This window comes from Chlorogloeopsis sp. ULAP01, assembly GCF_030381805.1.
GTDB lineage: Bacteria > Cyanobacteriota > Cyanobacteriia > Cyanobacteriales > Nostocaceae > Chlorogloeopsis.
In genome coordinates this window covers 98,621-120,368 of the sequence record NZ_JAUDRH010000006.1, presented here as the reverse complement: position 1 = coordinate 120,368, position 21,748 = coordinate 98,621, and the positions used below count along the sequence as shown (strand labels likewise).

Annotated in this window: 13 protein-coding genes; 7 read left to right on the top strand and 6 right to left on the bottom strand. The window is 41.2% G+C overall.

What is annotated here, in order from left to right:
- Positions 1 to 212 precede the first annotated feature (212 nt).
- From leuC to QUB80_RS13285, 3 genes are all read left to right on the top strand, one after another.
- Positions 213 to 1,616: a 3-isopropylmalate dehydratase large subunit gene (gene leuC, locus QUB80_RS13295; protein ID WP_289789985.1), complete on the top strand. Its 1,404-nt coding sequence runs from the start codon at positions 213 to 215 to the stop codon at positions 1,614 to 1,616.
- A 127-nt stretch (positions 1,617 to 1,743) separates the two neighbouring features.
- The gene (gene leuD, locus QUB80_RS13290; RefSeq protein WP_289789984.1) at positions 1,744 to 2,352 is read left to right on the top strand and encodes a 3-isopropylmalate dehydratase small subunit; all 609 of its coding nucleotides are present in this window, start codon (positions 1,744 to 1,746) and stop codon (positions 2,350 to 2,352) included.
- A gap of 301 nt (positions 2,353 to 2,653) precedes the next feature.
- Positions 2,654 to 3,139 carry a gluconokinase gene (locus tag QUB80_RS13285; RefSeq protein WP_289790267.1) on the top strand — a complete coding sequence of 162 codons (486 nt, stop codon included), beginning with the start codon at positions 2,654 to 2,656 and terminating at the stop codon, positions 3,137 to 3,139.
- Positions 3,140 to 3,517: 378 nt separating this feature from the next.
- On the opposite strand, the gene QUB80_RS13280 is transcribed toward QUB80_RS13285, so the two are convergent.
- Positions 3,518 to 3,679, bottom strand: coding sequence for a hypothetical protein (locus QUB80_RS13280; protein ID WP_289789983.1), 162 nt, complete (start codon positions 3,677 to 3,679; stop codon positions 3,518 to 3,520).
- A 347-nt stretch (positions 3,680 to 4,026) separates the two neighbouring features.
- Here QUB80_RS13280 and QUB80_RS13275 point away from each other — a divergent pair, with 347 nt between their 5' ends.
- Complete coding sequence (locus tag QUB80_RS13275; protein WP_289789982.1) at positions 4,027 to 5,616, top strand: hybrid sensor histidine kinase/response regulator; 1,590 nt, start codon at positions 4,027 to 4,029, stop codon at positions 5,614 to 5,616.
- 187 nt (positions 5,617 to 5,803) lie between these two features.
- Here the strand turns inward: QUB80_RS13275 and QUB80_RS13270 are convergent, their stop codons facing one another.
- The 3 genes from QUB80_RS13270 to QUB80_RS13260 are packed head-to-tail and all read right to left on the bottom strand — an operon-like array spanning position 5,804 to position 7,864.
- Positions 5,804 to 5,986, bottom strand: coding sequence for a hypothetical protein (locus QUB80_RS13270; protein ID WP_289789981.1), 183 nt, complete (start codon positions 5,984 to 5,986; stop codon positions 5,804 to 5,806).
- 15 nt (positions 5,987 to 6,001) lie between these two features.
- On the bottom strand, positions 6,002 to 6,985 hold the full coding sequence (locus QUB80_RS13265) for a zinc-dependent alcohol dehydrogenase family protein (protein WP_289789980.1): 984 nt from the start codon (positions 6,983 to 6,985) through the stop codon (positions 6,002 to 6,004).
- Between the two features lie 9 nt (positions 6,986 to 6,994).
- Positions 6,995 to 7,864, bottom strand: coding sequence for a CemA family protein (locus tag QUB80_RS13260; protein WP_289789979.1), 870 nt, complete (start codon positions 7,862 to 7,864; stop codon positions 6,995 to 6,997).
- Between the two features lie 1,143 nt (positions 7,865 to 9,007).
- Between QUB80_RS13260 and nifJ the strand changes: the two genes are divergently transcribed.
- Complete coding sequence (gene nifJ, locus QUB80_RS13255) at positions 9,008 to 12,853, top strand: pyruvate:ferredoxin (flavodoxin) oxidoreductase (protein WP_289789978.1); 3,846 nt, start codon at positions 9,008 to 9,010, stop codon at positions 12,851 to 12,853.
- 27 nt (positions 12,854 to 12,880) lie between these two features.
- Here the strand turns inward: nifJ and QUB80_RS13250 are convergent, their stop codons facing one another.
- Together QUB80_RS13250 and QUB80_RS13245 are read right to left on the bottom strand one after the other, a co-directional pair.
- Positions 12,881 to 14,881: a protein-arginine deiminase family protein gene (locus QUB80_RS13250; RefSeq protein WP_289789977.1), complete on the bottom strand. Its 2,001-nt coding sequence runs from the start codon at positions 14,879 to 14,881 to the stop codon at positions 12,881 to 12,883.
- Positions 14,882 to 15,401: 520 nt separating this feature from the next.
- Complete coding sequence (locus QUB80_RS13245) at positions 15,402 to 15,851, bottom strand: hypothetical protein (RefSeq protein ID WP_289789976.1); 450 nt, start codon at positions 15,849 to 15,851, stop codon at positions 15,402 to 15,404.
- Between the two features lie 1,075 nt (positions 15,852 to 16,926).
- Between QUB80_RS13245 and QUB80_RS13240 the strand changes: the two genes are divergently transcribed.
- Positions 16,927 to 20,715 carry a WD40 domain-containing protein gene (locus QUB80_RS13240; protein ID WP_289789975.1) on the top strand — a complete coding sequence of 1,263 codons (3,789 nt, stop codon included), beginning with the start codon at positions 16,927 to 16,929 and terminating at the stop codon, positions 20,713 to 20,715.
- A gap of 194 nt (positions 20,716 to 20,909) precedes the next feature.
- Positions 20,910 to 21,713 (top strand): SDR family NAD(P)-dependent oxidoreductase, encoded by an 804-nt coding sequence (locus QUB80_RS13235; RefSeq protein ID WP_289789974.1) that lies wholly within the window; start codon positions 20,910 to 20,912, stop codon positions 21,711 to 21,713.
- Positions 21,714 to 21,748 lie beyond the last annotated feature (35 nt).

Sequence of the window (21,748 nt, the reverse complement as noted above, 5' to 3'; positions counted from 1 at the left end):
AAATATATTGGACATACTTAAGCAGCTTTGTCTACTGTGGTAAATAAGGAGATTCAAAATAAATATTCCTATTCCAAAGTTTCTCGCAGATTAGCCCTTCTGTTAGAGGAGGGGTAAAAAGAAACCCCTTTCATAGCTGATAAAGCTTGGCAGTGGGTAATTCACTTTTTTGATACTATCTAAAGATGCTACGGCTAAAAACGAATTTCAATATGAGCAAAGGTACACTTTTTGATAAAGTTTGGGACTTACATACAGTTGGTACACTTCCTTCGGGACAGACGCAACTATTGATTGGGCTACACCTGATTCATGAAGTTACCAGTCCCCAAGCCTTTGCTATGTTACGGGAACGAGGCTTAAAAGTACTTTTTCCAGAGCGGACGATCGCCACAGTAGATCATATTGTGCCGACAACCAATCAAGCACGTCCGTTTGTTGATATTCTGGCAGAGGAAATGATGCAAGCGCTAGAGCGCAACTGTCAAGAAAACGGTATTACTTTCTACAATATTGGCTCTGGCAGTCAGGGAATTGTCCATGTGATTGCACCAGAGCAAGGACTTACCCAACCGGGAATGACGATCGCCTGTGGTGATAGTCATACTTCAACTCATGGAGCATTTGGAGCGATCGCCTTTGGTATCGGTACCAGTCAAGTCAGGGATGTTCTTGCTTCCCAAACCCTTGCCCTCTCTAAACTCAAAGTTCGCAAAATTGAAGTCAACGGCACTCTCAAACCTGGTGTCTATGCCAAAGACGTGATCCTGCATATCATCCGTACTCTTGGCGTCAAAGGTGGTGTGGGATACGCCTACGAATATGCAGGCACTACCTTTGAGCAAATGAATATGGAAGAGCGGATGACTGTCTGCAATATGTCCATTGAAGGCGGTGCTCGTTGCGGTTATATCAACCCCGATCACGTTACCTACGAATACCTCAAAGGTAGAGACTTTGCCCCCAAAGGTAAAGATTGGGAGCAAGCAGTTGCTTGGTGGGAGTCCATCAAAAGTGATGCCGATGCCGAGTACGATGATGTGGTAGTTTTCGACGCTGCCGACATTCCTCCTACCGTCACTTGGGGCATCACCCCCGGACAAGGCATTGGTATTAACCAGTCTATACCTGTTCCCGAACAACTACCTCCAGACGATCGCCAAATTGCTGAAGAAGCTTACAGCTATATGGATCTTGCTCCTGGTAAGCCAATTTGTGGCACTAAAGTCGATGTCTGCTTCATTGGCAGTTGTACCAACGGACGAATTAGCGATTTGCGCGAAGCTGCCAAAGTTGCCAAAGGACGTCATGTTGCCCAAGGAGTAAAAGCCTTCGTAGTTCCTGGCTCCGAACGAGTGAAACAGCAAGCACAAGCCGAAGGATTAGACAAAATCTTTACCGCCGCAGGATTTGAGTGGCGTGAACCGGGATGCTCAATGTGTCTTGCCATGAACCCCGACAAATTAGAGGGACGTCAACTAAGTGCTTCTTCCTCTAATCGTAATTTTAAAGGTAGACAAGGTTCAGCCTCCGGCCGCACTTTACTGATGAGTCCGGCAATGGTTGCGGCAGCAGCAGTTAAAGGTGAAGTAATTGATGTGCGTGAGTTGTTGTAAAGGTGATTGGGTATTGGGTAATGGTGATTAGGGATTGGGTATTAGGATCTCTTTATTCCTAGTCCCTAGCCCCTAGTTCCTAGTCCCTAGCCCCTAGTCCCTAGCCCCTAATCCCTAAAAGAATATTATGGTAAGTGAAGTTAAAACAATTTCCGGGTGCGGTATTCCTTTAGTCGGCAATGACATTGATACCGATCGCATTATTCCTGCTCGTTTTTTGCGCTGTGTCACTTTTGATGGCTTGGGCGAACACGCTTTTGCTGACGATCGCGTTGCACTAGGTGGGCAACATCCCTTTGATCAAGTGCAGTATCAAGGGGCAAAGATTTTGGTTGTCAATCGTAACTTTGGCTGTGGTTCTTCGCGGGAACACGCACCCCAGGCGATCGCTAAATGGGGAATTCAAGCACTTGTCGGTGAAAGCTTTGCAGAAATCTTTTTTGGTAACTGTGTGGCAATGGGAATTCCCTGCGTGAGTGCGGATGCAAATACTGTTAAACAACTGCAAGATATTTTGGCTGCTCATCCTCAAGCACCCATGACAGTTAACTTAGAAGCTATGCAGGTGCAATGTAGCGAGTTTTCTGCTCCTATTTTTATGAGCGAAGGTGCCAAAAATATGTTTGTTTCCGGTACTTGGGATGCTTGCGGACAGTTGGTGGCTCATGCCGATCAAATTCGAGCAACAGCAGCAAACTTGCCATATTTAAATTGGAATCAGGTTGCAGCAAGTTAACTGTCAATAACTGAGAGCAGGCTGATATCTCCTCGTTACTCAATGGCATAAATATTTAGTGTGGCGATCGCATTTTTTATGTCTGTAGTCTTACTTAACTTAAGAGTGATATCAGTTACTCTAGGACTTGATTACTTAGCAAAAGAGCGAGCGCAACTTATCGTCTGAGGTGGTTTGTTGTAGAAGTTCGTCACCCATGCTGAAACTTTTGCAAAGACAATATGCTCACATATCAGCTTAAATAGATGTTGGGATGCACAAGCCTAGCAAGCTAAAAAATTTGCGATCGCATAAATTAGCAATGATAATTTTAGTCATGGGTGTTGCCGGTTCTGGAAAAACCACCATTGGAAAATTATTAGCGGATATTTTGCAATGGGATTTTTACGATGCTGATAATTTTCATTCGCCTGAAAATATCGAAAAAATGCAGCGTAGTATTCCTCTAGATGATGCTGATCGCTTACCTTGGCTACAAGACATACAAACAGCTATCAAAAAATGGTTAGAAGAAAATCAAAATGTTGTATTAGCTTGTTCGGCACTCAAAGCTAGCTACCGCCAATATTTTTTAATTGGCGATGAACGCATCAAGCTCGTGTACCTCAAAGGTTCTTTTGAGTTGATACAAAAACGTCTGCAAGAGCGTACAAATCACTTTATGCCCGCAAATCTCCTTAAAAGTCAGCTAGATACTCTTGAAGAGCCTGCTGATAGCTTATACATAGATATTTCCGCACCACCAGATGTGATCGTGCAAAATATTAGAGATGGGTTGGGGATTTAGGTGACTCATAGATGGAATTTAATTAAAGACGCGATCGCATTTGTATTCAAAAATCAAATACTAGTCCTATATTTCTTGATGGAGAGCGGAAATACAAAATCTGAAACATCAAAGAAATCTGCCATTCTGGCAACATATTCCATTGAAAACGGGTAATTTTGTTAATACATGCCGTCCTTTAGCGAATTGCGAAAACCTCCTCCCCCGGTAGATTACTATCGGGGTCTTTTATTGCTATTTCCAGATTGTATGATTTAAAACAGCTAATAATATAGTATTTTGCTGATTCATAAAAGAGTCTGGCGATCGCATTCCAATTCAAAATTAATCAGTAGCCTTCCTTCTGCCTACTGCCATTTGCCCTCTGCCTTTTACTCATTACCCCGCTTCACGTCGTTGTGGAATCCCTAGAAATTGTAAATTTCTAACCTTCATTGGTGTGGATGGGTATGGTGCTTCTGGGATAAGCAATTTATTTGCAGATTCTCGAATCAAGGTGTTACCTAATTGCTTGTAAACAGATTTTTTTATATTTGGCATACCCTCGACTACCACAGAATTCGCTTTACTTCCAGATAGAAAGTTAGTGTGCGGCTGAACACAAGGTTGTAAAGATGGTGCTGATATCAATGTTGTTTTGACAAGAGCAACGCCGAAGAAAGTAGATAATAACTGAGTTTTTGCACTTCACCTTGAGAACCCTCCCTGAAAGATGACTGTGACTTGTACTGGAGGTAGTCGATAATTTGCAGAATAAGAAACAATCGGGGAGAACTAGAGGAGATGATGAAAAAATTTTTTCGTCTCTGTACGGCAAATAGTTACGATCAACTCAAGCTACAATCTCTATATTTAGTTGCCAGTTCTGACGCAAACAAAATATTGCAATGCCCAGTCAGTCAGTTAGCACACCCAGAGCAGATATCTTGGTGATTGATGATACTCCGGAAAATTTGAACCTCTTATCTGCAATGTTGACGGAGCAGGGGTACAAAGTTCGCAGCGTGACTAAAGGTTCAACAGGATTGCGGGGAGCGACAGCAGCACCTCCGGATTTAATTTTGCTCGACATTAATATGCCGGAGATGAATGGTTATGAAGTCTGCGAACACTTGAAAGCAAATGAGCGCACCCGTGAAATTCCCGTCATTTTTATCAGCGCTTTAGGGGATGTGCTGGATAAGGTGAAAGGCTTTGCAGTCGGTGGAGTAGACTATGTCACCAAACCATTTCAAGTAGAGGAAGTTTTAGCCAGAATCGAAAACCATTTGACGATTCGGAGATTGCAGAAACAACTCCAAACACAAAATGAGCAACTGCAACAGGAAATTCACTCTCGTCAATTAGCAGAAGAGCGGTTTACTAAAGCCTTTCGCTCTAGCCCCAATCCCATCGCGATCGCCACATTAGAGGAAGGACAGTTTATTGATGTTAATCCCAGCTTTTTAAGATTTTGCGGCTATTCTCTGGAAGAAGTAATTGGGCATACTGCTACAGAACTAGACTTGCCATCTTCTTCCCAAACCCTCGCTCATATCATTCAAAAGTTCCAGGAAACAGGATCATTACACAACCAGGAAGTTGAATTTCGTACCAAGACAGGAGAGTTAAAAACTATACTGCTATCTATAGAATTTATTGATATAGCTAATGTGCAGTGTACCTTGTTGATTGCTAATGACATCACCGAACGTAAGCGCCTGGAAAACGAGTTTATTTCTTTGGTTAGCCATGAATTGCGTACACCTTTAACCTCAATTATGGGAGCATTAGATATCTTAGGCGCAGGCAAGCTGGGAACAATGAGCGAACAAGCACAAAAAGTTCTCAGCATTGCCATCAGCAATACCGAACGCCTGATCCGTCTAGTCAACGATATTCTCGACTTAGAACGGATGAAATCTAGCAAAATTGTTATGCACAAGGTGAAGTGCAATGCCGCTGATATAATGGTTCAGGCAACTGAAGCCATGCAGGCAATGGCAGATAACTCGCAAGTACAGCTAATTGTCAATCCTCTAAATGTAGAACTTTGGGCAGATAGCGATCGCCTACTACAAACTCTGACAAACTTAATCAGCAACGCCATCAAGTTTTCTGAAACAGGCGACACAGTTTGGATTGGCGCAGAAGTTATAGGAGAAGAGGAGACGGGGAAACGGAGACTGGGGGACACTGGGAATCCTCTCTCCACGTCTTTGCGTCTCCCCTTCTCTGCGTCTTCTGTCTGCGCGTCTAACTCCCTACTCATTACTGTGCGTGATCAAGGACGAGGAATTCCTGAAGATAAACTCCAAACCATCTTCGAGCGGTTTCAACAGGTAGATGCATCTGACTCTCGTAAAAAAGGCGGAACAGGCTTAGGACTGGCAATTTGCCGCAATATTGTCCAACAGCATAATGGTAGAATCTGGGCTGAGAGTACCATAGGACAAGGTAGTACTTTTTATGTACTTCTGCCTTTGCCATCTTCTTAGCTAGATTATTTGTAAAGTAAACCTTGAATTGTAGTGGCGTGACACGACTAAAATGATGGAATAAATTGTTTTGTGGTGCGGGCTAGAAGCCCGCTACGAGGACAGGCTAGAAGCCCATCCCACAAGATTTTCGCGCTGCTTTAACGCACTACCAGATTGCGGTTCGTTACGGCTAGTTCTTATTCTCTTAAACTCTCAAATCCTTGCATAGCCGTAACACAACGGCAATAAAGCGGGAGGAACATCCACTCCGCTTTTTGCCTCCCCTACTTAACTTCTCTTCTGCCTCTGTGAAGTTTGGAGCGGAGGCTTCCTCCGAAAGCGTTGCTCCTCCACAAGGAGGCTCCAACTTCTCTGTGCCTCCTGCCATCTGGCTTCTTAAATCCTAAATAAACAACACTGCTGAACCTTCAATTTTGCCACTACGTAGAGCATCTAAAGCCTCATTAGCTTCACTTAACCCAAAGAGATTTACCTCTGTACGAATGGGAACTTGAGGGGCTAATGTCAAAAATTCTTCTCCATCTTGTCGAGTTAAATTAGCAACAGAGCGCAACACTCTTTCCTCCCATAAAATTTCATAGGGAAAAGAGGGAATATCACTCATGTGAATGCCAGCACAAACCACCACACCACCTTTAGCAACTGCACGCAACGCTGTAGGTACTAATTTCCCAACTGGCGCAAAAATAATCGCCGCATCTAATGGTTCTGGAGGCAGTTCGTCAGAATCACCTGCCCAAGTTGCACCTAATTGACGGGCAAATTCTTGTCCTTGAGTATCGCCAGAACGAGTAAAGGCAAAGACTTGACGCTCTTGATAACGCGCCAGTTGAATTAAAATGTGGGCAGATGAACCAAAGCCATAAAAGCCAATTTTTTCAGCATCACCAGTCATTCTGTAGGCACGATAGCCAATCAATCCACCACACAACAAAGGTGCAGCCTGCATATCAGGATAGCCTGCTGGAATTTCAAAGCAATAGCGATAGTCAGCAACGGTGTACTCAGCATAGCCGCCATCGAGGTTATAACCTGTGAATTCGGCATAGTCGCAAAGATTCTCACGATGAGAAAGACAGTAGCGGCAGCGATCGCAAGTATGACCTAACCAAGGAACACCAACACGTTTGCCTACGTTAAAATTTTTTACTTGTTCTCCTACCGCCTTCACAGTACCGACAATTTGATGTCCAGGTATTAGGGGTAGTTTTGGGTGTGTCAGTTCTCCGTCTACAATATGCAAATCTGTACGACACACAGCACAAGCATGAATGCGAATCAACACCTGCTCTGGATTGGGTTTTGGTACAGGCAAATCGACTAGCCGCAGAGGTTGATGCGGTGCTTCTAAAAGCATGGCACGCATAAGCAATTATTACTCGTCCATTTCTTTTAATGTAGCTAATGCAGAAGGTGATAGCCGACTGAGATAGCGGAAAATCCAGTATTTAAATATAGTGTCTAAAATCACAGGAAATGTAGCGATAAATAAAGATATTGCTTCCCTATTTGCTGGCAAACCAAGATGTTCTGCCAATCCTTCTAAAATAATCTCCCAGCCGTGGGGTGAGTGAAACCCTACAAATATATCTGTAAATAAAATAATTAAGAAAGCCTTTGCACTATCACTTAGACCATAGATAATTTCGTCTATAAATGATTTGACAACTTCAATGGCTTCTTTGTTAGTAACTACTACTAATGCGAAAGCAATTAGTGAGAGAATATCAGCAAAAATATTACTGATAGCAACATTACTTTTTCTCCGGTATACTTGTACTATTTCATTCGCTTTATCCTTAAGTTTTTCTTCTCTAATTTCTGGAGACAGAGGGGGAGATTTGCGGATTAACTGTTCAAAAGTCAGTTGTTCTTCAAAAAGCTTCAACTCTCGCAGAGCTTCTTCTTCCATCTCAGAATTAAGAAAAATTTCAGGTGTGTTTTCACCTCTGACTCTCTCCACGACAGGACTGAATAAAAATTGCTTAGAATATTCCTGAGTTAAAAGCGGTACAATCACAAGCATGAGTAAAAATCTCAAAGCAATTCTGCTTCGATTTCTAGAAAATTGAAAATTTTTGATAAATTGTTCTTCTGCTTGTGGAGAAAAGTCAGCAATGATTCTATTCAGAGTCCTACCAATTGACCTTGGTATAACTCCTGTTTTCTGAGAAACTGGTGGAACCTTAATTTTATCTAAATTATTTATATCTGATAGAGGATTTGTTTTGTTGTTGTTTTTCATTGGTAGTTTTGTGAAGCAAATAACACTAAGGTGCTCAAGGGAATATATTTATTTTCTAAAGTATAATTATCTATCTTCTCATCATAAACTTTAGCTGCTCCCAAAAGGGAATATTTTAGCTATTCAATATTAAAAGTCTTAGAAATGATTTATCAACTAAACCTTAAACTGTAGGGCAGCCATCACTGCGGGAGGGTTTCAACAAGAACCAGAATGCTCTAATTCTCGTAGCGTACGAGAGTTTGGAGGCTTCGCCTCCGGGCTATTGCATAGGCGTACAAGAAAGTTAAAAACTTTGAGAAAATACAGGACAGTGATAAAGGTAACAGCACTTTAAAAACATAGAGATTCCCGACTTCTCAAAGAAGTCGGGAATCTCATTTTCAAATTAGTTCTATTTAATACTTAATTCAATATTTTAATGATGTTTATATTGGAAAGCATCACATTAAAACTGTGTGTTAAACTACTTTTATATAATCTATAAACTTAAGATTTATTTTCAATATATATCTAAGTACTCAGAATTTTTGAAGTTTCACTATACGAAACATCTTAGTATCTAGAGAACTGGAAAATGTACAGCAGTTAGCATATCCCGCACCTATACCCCCAAAAAATATTAAAAACTCTGAAATCTCTATTTAGCAGTACTTTTAGAGTTTGAGTACACTGTTAATAGTTATTAATTAAAGCAGGTTGGAGGATGAGATAATTTTCTTGAGACCCAAATAGCCTGTGAATTGTAATTGTACCAAAACAATTACAATTTCTCAATATTAATTTCTACTTATGCTTATGGTTAAGACGCTACATACCAGATTTCTAATTTCTAGTTATTGCTAATTATCCTATTAAAGAAGGTAGATAAAAAATACCACGATGGTACAAATATAACTCCGAATTAAAGGCTATTGAACAAATAATAGCTTATCTATGAGTTTAGCTTTTTAGTAGCTATGTTCTTGATACTACCTTTTTAATTGTGCCTTTAACACCAAGTGGCTGAATAGAAATAAAAGGCAAAGCTAGAAAAATATCAAGCGTCTCAGCACTAAGGATTCTAATTATTTATGCCTTGAATTACTAATTAGTAATGTAGCGATCGCGGTATTTGGGGCAAGCTGTCAGGAGTATTAATGTATGAACAGAACCTTTGCAACTATCGATGGAAATGAAGCTGTAGCCCGTGTTGCTTATCGCGTGAGTGAAGTTGTAGCCATCTACCCGATCACCCCTTCTTCTGCAATGGGTGAATGGACAGATACTTGGGCAGCAGAAGAAAATCCCAATTTATGGGGTACAGTTCCAAGTGTAATTGAGATGCAGAGTGAAGGTGGAGCCGCAGCTGCCGTGCATGGAGCGTTGCAAACAGGTTCTCTGACAACAACCTTCACTTCATCACAAGGATTATTGTTGATGATTCCTAACCTGTACAAAATTGCTGGCGAATTGACTAGTTTTGTTCTTCATGTTGCAGCGCGCTCCCTGGCTACTCATGCTTTGTCGATTTTCGGCGATCACAGCGATGTTATGGCAGCCCGTGCGACTGGCTTTGCTCTATTGTGTTCTGCTTCAGTACAAGAAGCTCACGATTTTGCGCTAATTGCTCAAGCTGCGACTCTCAAAGCACGAGTGCCATTTATGCACTTTTTTGATGGCTTTCGTACTTCCCACGAAATTCAAAAAGTCCAACTACTGAAAGATAGCGAGATGCGATCGCTTATTGATGAAGAATTAGTACTTGCTCATCGCTCTCGCGCTTTAAGCCCCGATCACCCTGTGTTGCGGGGAACTGCTCAAAACCCTGATGTTTACTTCCAAGGGCGGGAACGAGTTAACCCTTTTTATGATGCCTGCCCGGAAATTGTCCAGCAGGTTATGGATCAATTTGGAAAATCCACCGGACGGCATTACCAAATCTATGAATATCATGGGGCAAAGGATGCCGATCGCGTAATTGTTCTCATGGGTTCGGGCTGCGAAACGCTACATGAAACCGTAGATTACCTCAATGCCCATGGCGAAAAGGTTGGTGTTCTTAAAGTTCGACTTTATCGTCCTTTTGATGCCCAAAAATTTGTCGAAGCTTTGCCCGATACTACCAAGGCGATCGCTGTTCTTGATCGCACTAAAGAACCCGGTAGCGCTGGAGAACCATTGTACCTGGATGTAGTGACAGCTATTCATGAAATGTGGAGCGAGATTCGTGCAGAGCGGGGCAGTGGCAGAAGAACCTCCCCTATAATTATCGGTGGTCGTTATGGTCTTTCTTCTAAAGAATTTACCCCGGCAATGGTGCGGGCTATTTTCAATCACCTGGCACAAGAAAAGCCAAAAAACCATTTTACCATTGGTATTAATGACGACTTAAGCCATACTTCCTTGAGTTTCGACTTAAACTTCTCAACGGAACCCGATCACGTCGTTAGAGCCATGTTCTACGGGTTGGGTTCCGATGGCACAGTGGGCGCAAACAAAAATTCCATCAAGATTATCGGTGAAGAAACGGACAATTACGCCCAGGGTTACTTTGTCTACGATTCCAAGAAATCTGGTTCGATGACTGTTTCTCACCTTCGTTTCGGCTCTCAGCCAATTCGCTCTACCTATTTAATTGAGCAAGCGAACTTTATCGGTTGTCATCAATGGACATTCATAGAACGCGTTGATGTCTTCAAGGCAGCCGTGCCTGGTGCAATATTCCTGTTAAATAGTCCCTACGATGCCGATACTGTTTGGAAGTACCTCCCAGCCGAAGTACAAAAACAGATTATAGAAAAAAAATTAAAATTTTACGTTATCAATGCTAATAAAGTTGCCCGTGAAAGTGGCATGGGCAGAAGAATTAATACAATTATGCAAGTCTGCTTCTTTACTCTTGCTGGAGTGCTGCCAGAGGAAGAAGCGATCGCTAAAATTAAACAAACTATTGAAAAAACTTACGGTAAAAAAGGCGCAGAAGTCGTCCGTATGAATTTGCAAGCGGTAGACAACACCCTTACTAATTTACATAAAGTAGATATCACAGAAGAGGAAAGGAGGAAATGGGGAGAAGACGCAGAGAATCTATCAAAAACTTTCCCCACGTCACCGCGTCACAACCTCCCCGTGTCCTCTTCTTTCCCCGCGTCACCGCGTCATAACCTCCCCGCGTCCTCTTCTTTCCCCGCGTCACCGCGTCACAACCTCCCCGTGTCCTCTTCTTTCCCCGCGTCACCGCGTCATAACCTCCCCGCGTCCTCTTCTGCGCCACAATTCATCCGCGAAGTTTTGGGTAAAATCATGGCGTGGCAAGGTGATGAATTACCTGTGAGTGCCTTCCCTGCTGACGGGACTTATCCTACTGGAACTTCTCAGTGGGAAAAACGCAATGTTGCCCAGGAAATACCTGTTTGGGAACCAGATATCTGCGTACAGTGCAGTAAGTGTGTCATGGTTTGTCCCCACGCGGCGATTCGTAGTAAAGTTTATCCACCAAATTGGCTGGCGAATGCTCCTGTCAATTTCAAGTCAACCAATGCCAAAGATAAAGACTTTGCCGGGCAGAAATTTACTATTCAAGTAGCATCAGAAGACTGCACGGGGTGTGGTGTCTGCGTTGATATTTGTCCAGTTAGAAACAACAGGGAACAGGGGGATTGGGATAGAGTAACACAAACAAAGGCGATTAATATGAAACCCCAGTTGCCTTTGCGGGAGCAAGAACGGGAAAACTGGAATTTCTTTTTGAATTTACCAAATCCTGATCGAAGACAACTAAAACTAAACCAAATTCGTCAACAACAACTGCAAGAGCCATTGTTTGAGTTTTCTGGTGCTTGTGCTGGTTGTGGTGAAACACCTTATTTAAAATTGCTGACACAACTATTTGGCGATCGCGCGGTAATTGCCAATGCCACAGGCTGCTCTTCTATTTACGGTGGAAACTTGCCTACAACTCCGTGGACAAAGAATGCTCAAGGTAGAGGCCCGGCATGGTCTAATAGTTTATTTGAAGATAATGCTGAATTTGGCTTTGGTTTTCGCCTATCTTTGGACAAACAAGCTGAATACGCTGCTGAACTTTTGCAGGAATTGAGTAGTGAGGTTGGCAATAACTTAGTTCAGTCTATTCTTAATGCTGTACAAAAAACCGAAGCAGATATCTATGCACAACGCGAACAAATTGCCCTTCTTAAACAACGTGTAGATGAAATTATAGTAGAAGAAGACGCGGGGACGCGGGGACACAAAGACGCAAAGAAAATAAGAAAACTAAAATCTTTAAAATCTTTAGCTGATTATCTTGTTAAAAAGAGTGTTTGGATTGTCGGTGGTGACGGTTGGGCGTATGATATTGACTTTGGCGGACTAGATCATGTGCTTGCTAGTGGTCGTAACGTCAACGTCTTGGTGATGGATACCGAAGTTTATTCTAATACTGGTGGTCAAGCTTCCAAATCAACTCCACGGGCAGCGATCGCTAAATTTGCCGCTAGTGGTAAACCTGCTGCCAAAAAAGACTTAGGACTAATCGCTATGAGCTACGGTAATATTTACGTAGCGAGTGTAGCATTAGGCGCACGAGATGACCAGACTTTGAAAGCATTTTTAGAAGCCGAAGCTTACGACGGCCCATCGTTAATTATTGCCTATAGCCATTGCATCGCTCACGGCATCAACATGACAACGGCTATGAGTAACCAAAAGGCATTGGTAGAATCAGGACGCTGGTTGCTATATCGATATAATCCTGAGTTGCAAAAACAGGGTAAAAATCCTTTGCAATTAGATATGCGTAGACGCGAAGCGGCTTGTCGTCAGACATCGCCAAAGCAACCAGTACAAGAGTCAATGTATCAAGAAAACCGCTTCAAAATGCTAGCTAAGAGCAAACCTGAACTTGCCAAGCACTTATTGCAAGCAGCGCAAGCTGACGTTGATGCACGTTGGCAGTTTTATGAGTATTTGGCAGCTAGGAAAATTGGAGAAAATGGAAATTTATGATTTTTAGGAAATTGGTATTGATTCTCTCTAAAAGAACATCGGCTCAATTTCCCACCATTTTTGGGCAAAAGGTTGTCGAGATGCATTAGTACCACAATGAATTTCCCCTCCTCCCCGAAAATAAGGCTCCCAATCATCGATAAAGTGACAAACTAAACCCAAAGGTTCTAAAATTTCTTTCACATATGCTTCAAATTGACATTGCTCGTTAACCTTAGGGCCAAATGGTTTGGGAATAGCAAGATGCTGATTGAGAACAATCATATTTACCATGTTAGGAAAAAAAGTTTCTGCTCGCCCATCACCATCACCATCATCTTGAAATAAACCAGGTATGTCGAGAATATCTTCTTCACCTAAATCTAATTCCTGTTTCAAAACCTCTCGATTCCAGTTAATGTGTTCTTGAAATCTTTGGTTTTGATTAGCTAATTCTTGATTGTTAAGAATATCTATCACACTAATATCAGCAGGTTTGCCATAAAGTCGTTTTCCTTGGCGCAATAATACTTGAGAATGTCCTTCGTCTCGTAAGCGTTTGAGAAGCTCATAACACTTGTTGGGGCTTGCAAGAAGTAGTTTAAATCCTTTAGGATTAGGAGCAGGAACAAAGGTCATAAATTCATCTATGTGACCTACACTAAGCCAGTCAGAAAAAATTTCAAAGGGGGCTTGAATTTTTTGGGCGTAAAGAAAGTCTCGCAAGACTCTTAACATTCGACGTGGCTTTTGAATAATTTCTTTGCGTGTACCCCCAAATATTAGACGTCCAAAGGGATAATTAACACCTTTTACGGTTACTGGCGGAGAAACTTCTAGATTTCCAAAAGAGTCTAATTTGGTGGGTTGATGGCGACTTTTACGAGTCACATAACCAAAGTCAATTCCTAGTAGTTTGCGTTTGGCAAAGTGAACTAATCCGCGATCGCGAGGCGAATCAAGTACTACATGCATTAGGTGTCCTGGAGTTTGAGTGTAACCAATTTCAATTTCATCTCGCATCCAAGGATCATCTTGATGAAACTCAAAAGGGACAGGCTCTAGTTGCGCATTAGCTTTGCCAACAACTTTTCTCAGCTCTTCAATAAATTCTTCGTTACGTCCATCAGATAAACGAGAAACATAGACAGTAGTTGGGGATAAAGTATTAGGAGTCATGATCCAGGGAGCAACTCGAAAAATCACGCGATCGCTGTAGATGATTTTTCCATCTTTGCTGAGATTTAAAGTAATCTCAATCATGCCATCAAAGTCAAAATCGGGATAAGCTAATCCTTCAATAGCAAGAATTATATCCTGATCAGTATTTCTAATTTTTGCTTTTGTTTTTCCAGGGTCAATTAACTCATAACCACTTCTATCTAATTCGTCATAAATGCGAATGCGTTCGGCAGTATCTTGATTCACTGACAAGTAAAGTTCGCATCCAAAAGGTAAATCTCTTAAACCAACTTTGCGAACAATCATAAAGCTAAAATCTTTTAGATCCAGCAGTCCTTTGATATAGTTATCTTCGCCATCATATTCATCAGCAGAATGAACAAAATCGCGATCGCTATTTACTAATAAGACTGCACCATGACCATTAATTCCCCATTGCCAATCCCCTTTATCAGGGTTATTTTCGTCAATAATTCCATCTCGATCTGCATCCACATCTAAACAAATCCGCAGACAAGTTAGTTGGAGTCGCACTTGACTCAATTCACAACCATGATCATCTTCAAAGGTTATTTGTAAAAAACGATCTTTTGGCTGATCGCTAAAGGTTCTCGCTATAAGCGTAATCTCTGGAATTTGCTTGAGAGGAATCGGTGTTTGTATAGCAATAGGTTGGTTTACGTTAGAATAAACTTCGATTTCTCCCCGTGTTTTGAAACTCACAATTGCCTCCTCAGAGGGCGCAAGATTTTTGAGGGAGATGTACAGTGGCTGACCGACAACTAGAACATCTTCATAGTCTCTATTTTTTTCTTTAGAGCGTGAGTCAAGGTCACTTGATGCTTCTATTTGCAATAAACTTCTCATAAACTTCTGATAATTAGAGGTTTTGTGATCGTTCTAGCTTTTCACGACTGATTTCGGAGTCATATAATACCTAATCAGGAAGATTTTTACCTCTACCAAACAGTTTATTTATTCACATCAAGACTCCTACCAACAACCTGGAGGCAGCGTCGAAACTCTTGTTACCAGCTTCAACCTGGTAACGAGAACTAGAGCACTAGCACGTAACATAAGCGATCGCTTTTTGCTCGCTCTAACAAGGAAGCAGCGTGATTTGCTTCAGATGTCACGAGTGCAAGGATATATGCGATCGCTGCAAGCACTTATTGGAAGCAGCGCAAGCTGAAGTTGATGCGCATTGGAAATTGTATGAGTACTTGGCAGCTAATAGTCCGCCACGCAAGTTATGAAAGGCTATAGAACCCCGACTTTTTCAAAAAGTCGAGGTTCTGAACACATATTCTACATAAATGTGTGGGGTTTCTTCTCCCCATCACCTTTGTCCCTCTAGTTCTTGATGAATTAATGCGTTTGGCTTGAATTAACAGGGAAAGGTTCCAACTGTGCCTGGTTGAGCTGACCAAGTACCAATACTAAATACTTTATTCGCTTCTCCAGGATCTAGTAGATTGTAGTGTAAATAGTACCCAGTCGCAAGATTTGGATTTATTAGCGTTCCCTCCGAATTTGTTGCAACAGTCTTAGCAATTGCCCCCCACCATCGGATTCGATCACCTTGTTGTACCCATTGGCCATTCCAATTGGCTATATTGCGGGAGGTAAATGTTCCACCATCAGGTGAGCCAGCTACACCACCAGCAACTTTAGTGAAAGCAAGACAATAATCTATTCCTACCTGAGCACGAGTAGAATCTCCCCATAACTTAACTACCCAAGGGCCACTAAATGTAGGAAGTTGTGCCATAGCAGGAGCAGCACTAAAAACAAGTCCTCCTATTAATAAAGCTTCTATCTTCCCTACCTTATTCATATCGTATTAATCCTGACTAATGACTAAAGGATAAAGCAGTATTAAAATCAACCTTTTCCAAAGCTGCTTGAGCTTAGAAGATTCTATGTAATAGATTTTACATATTAACTGCTTTTAGAAAAAGATTAGCTGCAATTTACCGGGTTGAACAGTTAGAAAAAGTCACAAAATAGTTATTGGAAAGTCACAAAATAGTTATAAATATCTATTTTTTACTAACTTAATCTCAAAACCATAACTCTTTTAAGCCCGTGCTGAAACTTTTGAGGTTTATTTCTCTGGGATAGGGCGAAAAACCTCAGAAACTATCGTCTTGGAAGTCGGCAGTGAAATAAGCCGTTTATCCAGTGCCGCTTAATAAGGCTAGTGGATAGAATAATCTCCACTTAATTATGAAAGTGCAGGTAAATAATTTTCAGATAAGACTCGTAAATGCAAGTAGGTTTTTTGTTCTGACCGCCACTATGTAGTTATAGAGTATATCTTTAGGAATAAGCCAAATTACTGGCAATAATTTTAACTTGTAACTAGTTATAACTAGCCTATGAATATCTTCAAATTAAAATGCATTTATAACACTATATCTGCGTTTATTTGTGATTTTTAATTCCTTGATGATTATTTTGAACAAATTTACTCAATTTTAGCTTAAAATAGAGATTGCATTTTTTGTTTATTGTTAGCACACTATATCTTTCATTTCTCAGCTTAACAGTAAGAAAAAGTTACCAAAAAGTCATTTATCGCTGTTTTCACTCGAAGTAAATACTATTTAAGACTTTAAGATATCCTGCAAAGAGCAAAAAACAGACAAAAGTGTATTCTAATCAAATGAGAAACTACTATAAAATTTATAAAGATGTATTACTAAAGAAAATAGTTGAATGGAAGAATCTGTAAACTTAACAAGTAGTCAAAACCTTGATTTTTCTGGAAAAAGGATTACAAAATTTTGATAATTCGATAGAAAAGCGATTACTTTAAAGGCTAATATGCAGTTGATAAAATCTTAACTGCATATTTTAACCTGACTATTAGAAAAAACTTAAAAAAGATTCCTTTAAAATCCTTGCTCATGAATGTTGAAGAAGTGCTAGAACTCGTAGAAAAAGTTCTAGACTACGATCGCCTAAACAAAGTGCAAGAAATAGTATTGCGCCTATCTTGGGAAGGACAATCTTATTCAGAGATGGCTGCAAGTGCTGGCTATGAGCCTGAGTACATTAAGCAAGTTGGCTTTCAACTATGGCAGTCGCTCTCAAAAGCGTTGAATAAGAAGGTAACTAAAAATAATTTTCAGTCAATTTTGAAGCGATACGCCCACCAAACTCAAGTATCAGCTACAGCGCCGACGATCTCCGTAATGAACGGTCATAACCCTGAAATTAACGGGTTAAAAGATATACAAGAGTTTGAAGATGAGACATTCGCGAAGCGAAATATCACCATGTCTATTACTACTCGTCCACACCAAGATTGGGGCGAGGCAATTGATGTCTCTATTTTCTATAACCGCACTGAAGAACTAGCTCTTGTCAAGCAATGGATATTAAAGGATCGCTGCCGACTGGTGACGCTATTTGGCATGGGCGGCATTGGTAAAACTGGTTTGTCTGTAAAATTAGCACAAGAGATTCAGAGTAAATTTGAGTACTTAATCTGGCGCAGTCTCCGCAATGCCCCACCGATTGAAGATTTGCTAGCACAGCTAATTCAATTTTTCTCTCAGGGAAAGGAAACTAATTTACCAGAAACTATAGGCAGTAAACTAGTGCGGGTACTTGAGTTTTTACGCTCCTCACGCTGCTTGCTGGTACTAGATAATGCTGAAACGATTCTACATGAAGGTGAACACACAGGTTCTTACCGACAAGGAGATGAAGGCTATGGTCAATTTTTTGAATTTGTGGCAGAAACACCCCATCGCAGTTGTTTAATACTAACTAGTCGAGAAAAACCTAAAAGTTTAGCAGTAAAGGAGGGTGAAACACTTCCCGTTCGCTCGTTACCACTGGCTGGTTTAGAGATCCCAGAAGGACAGAAAATTTTTCAAGCAAAAGGTAACTTTAGGGCATCAGAATCTGAGTGGAGTTACCTAATTGAGCATTACGCTGGTAATCCCTTGGCTTTGAAAATGGTGGCTGCGGCAATTCGAGATTTTTTTGATGGCAGGGTTTCTGAATTCTTGGAATTGTTGAAGCAAGGGACGTTGGTTTTTGATGATATTCGCAACCTCTTAGAACGGCAATTTAACCGTCTATCAGAGTTAGAAAAAGAGGTGATGTACTGGTTGGCAATCAATAGAGAGCCAGTTTCATTCTTGCAATTGCAGGCAGATATAGTCTCTAACGTTCGCACGAGTGAAATTTTAGAGGCATTAGCGTCTTTACAGAGGCGATCGCTAATTGAAAAAAACTCCATTGGCTTTACACAACAACCAGTTGTCATGGAGTACATGACAGAACGATTAATCGAGCAGGCTTATGAAGAGATTATTACAGGAAATTTTGAATTACTCAGGAAGCACGCACTACTGAAAGCTCAGGCAACAGACTATATTAGACAGTGTCAAATTCGCCTAATTTTAGAACCTCTTGCCACTAAACTTAGCACCCAATTTGGAACTAGAGAAAACCTAGGAAATAAGCTGAAGCAAATTTTAATGAAACTGCGTTTATGCAGTAGTGAAAATGAAACTTACTCACCAAAATACGAATGTGGAAATATCATTAACTTATTGCATCAGTTGAAGTTCAATTTAACTGGTTATGACTTTTCTCACCTCACAGTTTGGCAGGCATATCTGCAAGATGTAAATTTACACCAAGTGAATTTTGCCCACGCCGATCTGAGCAAATCTGTTTTTGCTCAAACCTTCAGTAGTGTTTTGTCGGTGAATTTTAGCCCAGATGGCAAACTTTTGGCAGCGGGTTTTGCTGATGGAGAGATTCACTTGTGGCGAGTTGCAGATACTAAACAACTTTTGACCTTTAAAGGGCACAGCCGTTGGATATGGACTGTTTGCTTTAGTCCAGATGGTCTAACCCTTGCTAGTACTAGTCTCGACCGGACAGTAAAGCTATGGGATGTCAACACAGGTGAATGCTTGAGGGTGTTTCATGGACATACCGATAGTGTCTGGTCTGTCGCTTTTAGTCCAAATGGACAAATGCTTGCTAGCAGTGGTGCAGACCAAACAGTAAAACTATGGGATGTTAATACAGGTCTATGTTGTCGAACATTGCAGGGACACAGCAACTGGGTGGGGACTGTGGTCTTCAGCCCTGATGGTCAAATTCTTGCCAGTAGCAGTCTTGACAGTTCAGTTAGATTGTGGGATGCTAACACAGGCCAAAGCTTGAAAACTCTACAACAGCAGATAGGTCAGATCTGGTCTATAGCCTTCAGTCCAGATGGTCAAATCCTTGCTAGTAGCGACGATGCCTGTACCATTAATTTGTGGAATGTTAGCACTGGTGAATGTATTCAGACATTGCAAGAACACAGTAACTGGGTAGTATCTGTAAATTTAAGTCCAGATGGACAAATCCTTGCTAGTGCTAGTTTAGATCAATCTATTAAGTTATGGCATTTTGGCAGTGGTCAATGCATTCAAACTTTGCAAGGGCATACTAGTCGGGTATATTCAGTCACTTTCAGTCCCGATGGCCAAATTCTTGCCAGTTGCGGCGATGACCGTGCTATTAAGTTGTGGGACGTTAGTACAGGTCAATGCCTAAAAACGATACAAGGATACACCAATTCAACATTTTCTGTTGCTTTCAGTCCGGATGGTAATACCCTTGCCAGTGGTAGTGAAGACACAGCAATAAGGTTATGGAACGTTTGTGAGGGACATTTGCTCAAAGCTTGGCAGGGACATACTAGCCAAGTACGAGCCGTGACTTTTAGCCCAGATGGTCATATTCTCGCTAGTGGCGGCGATGACTATACTGCGAAGATGTGGGATATTAGCACTGGTCGAGGTTTGAAAACATTCCAAAAGGAAAGCAGTCAGGTACGTTCTGTTGCCATTAGTCCAGATGGTCGCATCCTTGCTAGTAGCGGTTGCAATCAAACCGTAACACTATGGGATATAAACACGGGTCAATGCATCAAAACTTTGCAAGGTCATCTCAATTGGATATTTTCCATTGCTTTTAGTCCAGATGGTCAAATGCTTGCTACTGGTAGTGTAGATCAGACTGTGAAGCTATGGAATTTTCGTTGCGGTGAATGCCTGCAAACATTCGGTGGAGATATTGGATTTGTACTTTCCGTCGCTTTTAGTCCAGATGGTCACATTCTCGCTAGCGGCAGTGAAGATGGGATTTTGAGACTATGGAATGTCAAAACAGGTCAGTGTTTGCAAACGCTTACTGGACACGCAAGCCGAATTTGGTCTGTTGCCTTTGCTCCACGAGGATACGTAGTAAAGTCTTCCGTTGGTGCAAGCGTTGCTATACCCCAGAACGTAGCCTCTTTGAAGGAGACAGGAAATAGCAATCATGCCTACCTGCTCGCGAGTGGCAGTGAAGACCAAACAGTGAGACTGTGGGATACCGAAACTGGTCAGTGCGTTAAAACTTTACAAGGACACACTGCCACAGTGCTGACAGTTGTTTTTGCTCCGCACGGTGATGCGATCGCTATTCAACACGAAGACAGCTTGCAAAGTAGACAAGTTTTAGCAAGTGGTAGTGAAGATGAAACGATTAAACTTTGGGATGTAAGCACGGGTGAGTGCTTGAAAACACTCAAACCTCCTAGACTATATGAGGGTATGAATATTACAGGTGTTACTGGCTTAACTGAGGCTGAGAAAATGGCCTTAATAGCATTGGGGGCGCAGGAGTTTGAATGATGTGATTTTGTCCCCAAGTAGAAAATGATTAGCGAACTGCCAACTTTTACAGCAGATCGGGTAGAGCGCAGTCCATAACCTTGCCAAAATTGAATATTCTTATATTTACTTTACAAATTACGTAGTTAGTATTTTTTAGGTTATAACGAAGTTCATCAATCCAAGAATTTTAATAACAAAGAAGATTCTGTTTTATGAACAAAACAGACCATTTAGACATGGGAAAAACTGCTCTAATTACTGGGGCATCTGGAGGAATTGGGTACGAATTAGCCAAGTTATTTGCGCTCGATGGTTATAACTTAGTGTTAGTTGCTAGAAGCGAGGAAAAACTAAAGAAAATTGCCAAGGAATTTACAGAAAAATCAGGTATAAAAGTTGAAACTATAGTTAAAGATTTATCTGTACCAACAACTCCCACAGAGATTTTCACAGAACTACAACAAGCTGGAATCAAAGTAGATGTACTAGTAAATAATGCTGGCTTTGGTTCCTATGGTTTTTTTCACGAAACTGACCTCAAATCAGAACTAGAATTACTACAAGTAAATCTGGTTAGCCTCACCCATTTAACTAAATTATTTCTCAAGGATATGGTGCAGCAAGGCTATGGCAAAGTCTTGAATGTTTCTTCTGGGGCTGCCTTTCAACCAGGGCCGCTCATGGCAGTTTATTATGCAACTAAAGCCTATGTTTTGTCGTTTTCGGAAGCGATCGCTAACGAATTAGAAGGTACAGGTGTGACTGTAACAGCATTGTGTCCGGGACCGACAGAATCTAGTTTTCAACAAAGAGCTGCAATGGAACAATCAAAGCTCTTTAGTAGCCAAAAAAGTATGGATGCGGAAACTGTAGCCAAGATCGGCTATCACGGCTTGATGTCTAACAAAACTGTTGTTATTCCTGGCTTGAAAAACAAGTTATTTGCTGAAGCTGTCAGATTTACACCGAGAAAAATGGTAGTAAAAATCACTCGGAGTCTGAATAGTAAGTCATAAATAGCTAGGCAAAATTAAATTCATTCGTAAAGACA